Raw genomic sequence first — 4,623 nt, 5'->3', positions numbered from 1 at the left:
AGCAGATGAACTTTAGGGCCTGTATTTCCGGCGATAACGGAATACGGGCCTTTTTTGAAAGGCATGATTATGCAGTTTTTAGGCGGCTGGTCCCTCCCGTGTGACTGGGAAATATTTATGCTATAATGGAGAATAATGCTTTTTGCCGGAGGTAGAGAGACATGCCCAATGTGCCGAAGGATCTGGATGTGGCCAAACGCGCCAAGGTTATTGAGTGGTTAAAGACCGAAGTAATCGATCAAGTCTCACGGTTATTTAAAGCGCTTTGGGAAGGCAGTACCGCCCGTGTAGGCGACAGTCTGGCGAGTCTGATTATGAGCTCATATATATTGGGCCGCAGACTTGGCATTCCTTACCGCGAACTGGATGATTTATTACTGGAGAAGCTAAGAAAGCACAGGCAGGAAGGGCATCAGCTTGAAGAATGGTACCAGGATATATCTGCGTTAGAAGAACATATGCGTAAGAGGTGAAAACTGTTGAAATTTCGCTGGACATCTGTGGCATGGAGCATCGCCTACTTGCTGCTGCTGCTATCCCTATCAACCCCGCTGCTCATCATTACTACACTTTTTTTAACTATTCCGGCCGTAGTGTTGTTCACTACCCTGAGTACAAAACAGTTTATTGTGCATCTATTGCCGATCCTGCTGATTGTAGGCCTGATTACACCTGTCTACGTATTATTAGCACTGTATTTCCTGATCCCGGCTTTAGTTATGGGACGATGGTATAAGAAACGCTCCTCGGCGTTGTCCACCATCATGGCAGGAACCGTTACTATTCTGGGCGAGTTTCTGCTGCTGCTGGTGATTGGTACAGCGCTGTTTAATTTTGATCTTTCCACTTACGTGAATGATATGATGCAAATGGTGATGTCCCCGCTCTCCGATCTGGGTACAGGCAACCCGATGATCAGTGAGTTCAACCTTACATCTGAGGATGTAAACACGATCAGTCATATGACGATACAGGTCATTCCGATGACACTGATGCTAAGCTCCTTTATGATGGCTGTAATCACCCACTCCATTGTTCGCCCTATCCTTAACAGTATGGGATATGCGGTTCCGAAGCTGAAGCCTGCGCGCGAATGGAGACTTTCAAGATCATTTATCTGGTACTATCTGCTGGGCGTCGTAATTAGCCTGTTCTTTGGCAATTCAGATAGCAGCTTTATGCTGATGATCTCCGCCAATCTGCTGCCATTACTCCAAATTGTCTTTAAGATTCAGACCATCGGTTTCGTGTTCTTCCTGGTCCATGAGCGGAAGTGGAGTAAGATTGTGGCCATATTGCTGTCACTGCTCGTCGTCTGGCTGCCGGGGCTTTGGATTATCGGTATTATCGATATTGCGTTCCCGCTGCGGGAGCTTGTGAAGAAATCGAAACGATAGGGTGAGAGGTCATGCCTAAATTTCTGCAAAGACGCTGGCACGGCTATCATACCGTCTGGGCGTTCATGCTGTTGCTGGTCCTTATTATCATCGTTAGTATATACAACTGGGTTCTGGGTGTGACCAGTTTGTTTCTGGCCGGCACTTTGTGCTTCTCGATGCTGCAGGCGGAGCTGGCGTTCAGGCGCAATCTGGTGGAATATATTAACGGACTGTCCTTTCGAATCAAGCGGGTCGAAGGAGAAGCAGTCAGTATGCTCCCCCTTGGAATCATCCTCTACAGCGAGGACCGCACGGTGGAATGGAACAACCGCAATGCCAGTGATATTTTTAGCCGCAAATCGCTGGTAGGCGAAGAACTGCAGGAATTACTGCCTGATGTAGTGCCTGCACTAACAGGTAGTGGCCCAGTTAAGCGGGAAATCGCCAAGGACATCGGCACACTTAAGGATGTCAGACAGGAGATCACTGTAGACGACCGGTATTATCAGGCAGTGATTATTCCCAGTGAACGTATGCTGTATCTATATGACATTACTGAGCTTGTAGTGCTGCGTGAGCGCTATGAAGAAGAGAAACTGGCTATTGGCATTGTAATGATGGACAATCTCGATGAAGCGGCTCAGGGTATGGATGACCAGCAGCGTACCTCGCTGATCGCCAAGGTGGCCAGTGAGATTACCGAGTGGAGCAAACAGTTCGAGGTGTATCTCCGGCGGCTGTCTTCCGAGCGCTACCTGATGCTGCTTAATCACCGCAGCCTGCAGGCACTCGAGGAGAGCCGGTTTGTCATCCTTGATGAGGTGCGCGAAATGACTGCCGACCTTAAGGTGCCGATGACGCTGAGCATCGGCCTCGCGTATGGCGCGGAGTCTGCCAGCGAGCTCGGAGCGCTGGCGCAATCCAGTCTGGACATGGCGCTGGGACGCGGCGGAGACCAGGCAGCCGTGAAGGCAGGCCAGCGCCTGTCCTTCTACGGCGGCAAGAGCAATGCCGCAGAGAAGCGGACGAGAGTCCGGGCGCGGGTTATTGCCCATGCCCTGCGCGATCTGATGCAGGAGAGCGATAAGGTGCTGATTATGGGGCACCGTAACCCTGATATCGATGCCGTAGGGGCAGCAATTGGCCTGCTCAAAGCGGCCCAGATGTACAATGTTGAAGCTAGTATTGTAATGGAGACCCCCAATCCCTCCATTACCCGGATGATGGAGCAGATCAAGCGGGACGAGGATCTGTACAAGACCTTTATTACCACGGAGCAGGCGCTGCAGGTCATGACCGAGCACACGCTGCTGATCGTTGTAGATACCCATAAGGCCTCTATGACGATGGAGCCGCGCCTTGTGCAGTATGCCAGCCGGATTGTGGTTGTAGACCATCACCGGAGGGGCGAGGAATTCATCAACGAAGCGGTGCTGGTGTATCTTGAGCCGTACGCATCCTCAACCTGCGAGCTTGTAACAGAGCTGCTGCAATATATCCACGATAAGATCAAGCTTAGCCCGCTGGAGGCAACTATGCTGCTCGCCGGGATTACGGTGGATACGAAGCATTTTGCCCTCCATACTGGATCCCGCACCTTTGAAGCGGCAGGTTTCCTGCGGCGGATCGGGGCGGATACCATCCTTATTCAGCGGATGCTGAAGGAGGATTTACAGGAGTATATCTCCAAAGCCGAAATTATCAAGCATGCGCGAATGGTGTATGATCATATAGCGCTGGTTGTAACCGCACCGGGAATGAAAATCCCGCAGCTGCTTATCGCCCAGACCGCAGATACGCTGCTTGGGATGACTAACGTGGTGGCATCCTTTGTCATCAGTGAGCGGCCTGACGGCCTGATCGGCATCAGCGCCCGCTCACTCGGGCGGATGAATGTTCAGGTAGTGATGGAGAAGCTGGGCGGCGGCGGGCATCTATCCAACGCTGCGGTACAGCTTGAAGGAACAAGCAAGGAAGCAGAAGCCAGACTGCTGGAAGTGCTGGCTGAAATTGAAGCGAAAGAGGGGCTGTTCGAATGAAGGTCATTTTCATAAAAGATGTTAAGGGACAAGGCAAGAAGGGGCAGGTTAAAGAGGTATCGGAAGGGTATGCAGCTAACTTCCTGCTGCCGCGCGGGCTGGTTCGTCCAGCTACAGAAGGCAATGTAAAAACACTGGAGAACCAGGCTGCTGCTGAACAGCGCCGCAAGGACCAGGAGAAGGCGGAAGCACAGCAGCTCGGCAAGAAGCTGGACGAGCTGACACTGACGCTAAAAGCGAAATCGGGTGAGGGCGGCCGCCTGTTCGGTGCAATCACCAGCAAGCAGATTGCGGAAACGCTGGCTGCAGCCCAAGGTATCGTTATTGACAAGCGCAAAATTGAGCTGAGCGACCCGATCCGCCATGTGGGTACGTTCCAGGTTCAGGTAAAGCTGCATACTGAAGTAAAGGCTAACCTCACGGTTCAGGTAACGGAGGAGTAACATGGGTGGAGATCTCTTTTTCGATCGGGTTCCCCCGCAGAATCTGGAGGCGGAGCAGGCCGTACTAGGTGCTGTTCTGCTGCATGATGAAGCGCTGATTACCGCGATGGAGCGGGTGAATACCGAAGACTTCTACGATAAACCGCATCAGATGATTTTTGAGGCGATGGTGCAGCTCGGAGAAGAGAGCCAGCCGATTGACCTGATTACCCTGACTTCCCGGCTTCAGGACAGGGGAGAGCTTGAGGATATCGGCGGTGTCAGCTATTTGGCTAAGCTGGCGCATGCAGTGCCGACTGCGGCCAACGTGGACTATTACGCTCAAATTATCGAGGAAAAGGCGATGCTGCGGCGGCTGATCCGCACAGCGACGCAAATTGTCAGCGAAGGTTATACCGGCGGCGAAGATGTAGGCATCATGCTAAGCGATGCGGAGCGGCGGATCTTAGAAATCTCTAACCGCCGCAGCGGCAGCGGGTTTATTGCCATCCGCGATGTGCTCATGCAGGTATTTGACCGCGTAGAGCTGCTCCATCAGAATAAAGGCGGCACATCGGGGATTCCGACGGGCTTCGTCGATCTCGACCATATGACCAACGGTTTCCAGCGCAATGACTTGATCATTGTGGCAGCCCGTCCTTCTGTAGGGAAAACGGCATTCGCGCTGAATATTGCCCAGAATGTGGCGGTCCGCGCCAAAGAGACGGTTGCCATCTTCAGTCTGGAAATGTCGGCCCCGCAGCTGGTACAGCGTATGATATG

Annotated in this window: 5 protein-coding genes; all 5 read left to right on the top strand. The window is 52.4% G+C overall.

Annotated elements, in window-relative coordinates:
• The first annotated feature begins 161 nt into the window (after positions 1-161).
• Positions 162-473, top strand: coding sequence for a MazG-like family protein (locus AQR02_RS22415; RefSeq protein WP_054942629.1), 312 nt, complete (start codon positions 162-164; stop codon positions 471-473).
• 27 nt (positions 474-500) lie between these two features.
• The gene (locus AQR02_RS22410; RefSeq protein WP_245237678.1) at positions 501-1,397 is read left to right on the top strand and encodes a DUF2232 domain-containing protein; all 897 of its coding nucleotides are present in this window, start codon (positions 501-503) and stop codon (positions 1,395-1,397) included.
• Positions 1,398-1,408: 11 nt separating this feature from the next.
• Positions 1,409-3,418 (top strand): DHH family phosphoesterase, encoded by a 2,010-nt coding sequence (locus AQR02_RS22405; RefSeq protein WP_054942627.1) that lies wholly within the window; start codon positions 1,409-1,411, stop codon positions 3,416-3,418.
• Positions 3,415-3,861, top strand: a complete 447-nt coding sequence (gene rplI / locus AQR02_RS22400) for a 50S ribosomal protein L9 (RefSeq protein WP_054942626.1) — start codon at positions 3,415-3,417, stop codon at positions 3,859-3,861. The genes AQR02_RS22405 and rplI overlap by 4 nt, the downstream gene beginning before the upstream one ends.
• Position 3,862: 1 nt before the next feature.
• Positions 3,863-4,623 (top strand): DnaB-like helicase N-terminal domain-containing protein (locus AQR02_RS34760; protein ID WP_280818653.1); only part of this gene is annotated, 761 nt, incomplete at its 3' end.

The organism is Paenibacillus ihuae (genome assembly GCF_001368795.1).
Taxonomy (GTDB): Bacteria; Bacillota; Bacilli; order Paenibacillales; family Paenibacillaceae; genus Paenibacillus_AQ; species Paenibacillus_AQ ihuae.
Note: the sequence above shows the minus strand (reverse complement) of the source record. Positions and strands in the feature narration are given on the sequence as shown.

Coding starts and splice junctions, on each gene's coding strand:
- AQR02_RS22415 (WP_054942629.1), top strand. CDS start 162: ATGCCCAATGTGCCGAAGGATCTGGATGTGGCCAAACGCGCCAAGGTT.
- AQR02_RS22405 (WP_054942627.1), top strand. CDS start 1,409: ATGCCTAAATTTCTGCAAAGACGCTGGCACGGCTATCATACCGTCTGG.
- rplI (WP_054942626.1), top strand. CDS start 3,415: ATGAAGGTCATTTTCATAAAAGATGTTAAGGGACAAGGCAAGAAGGGG.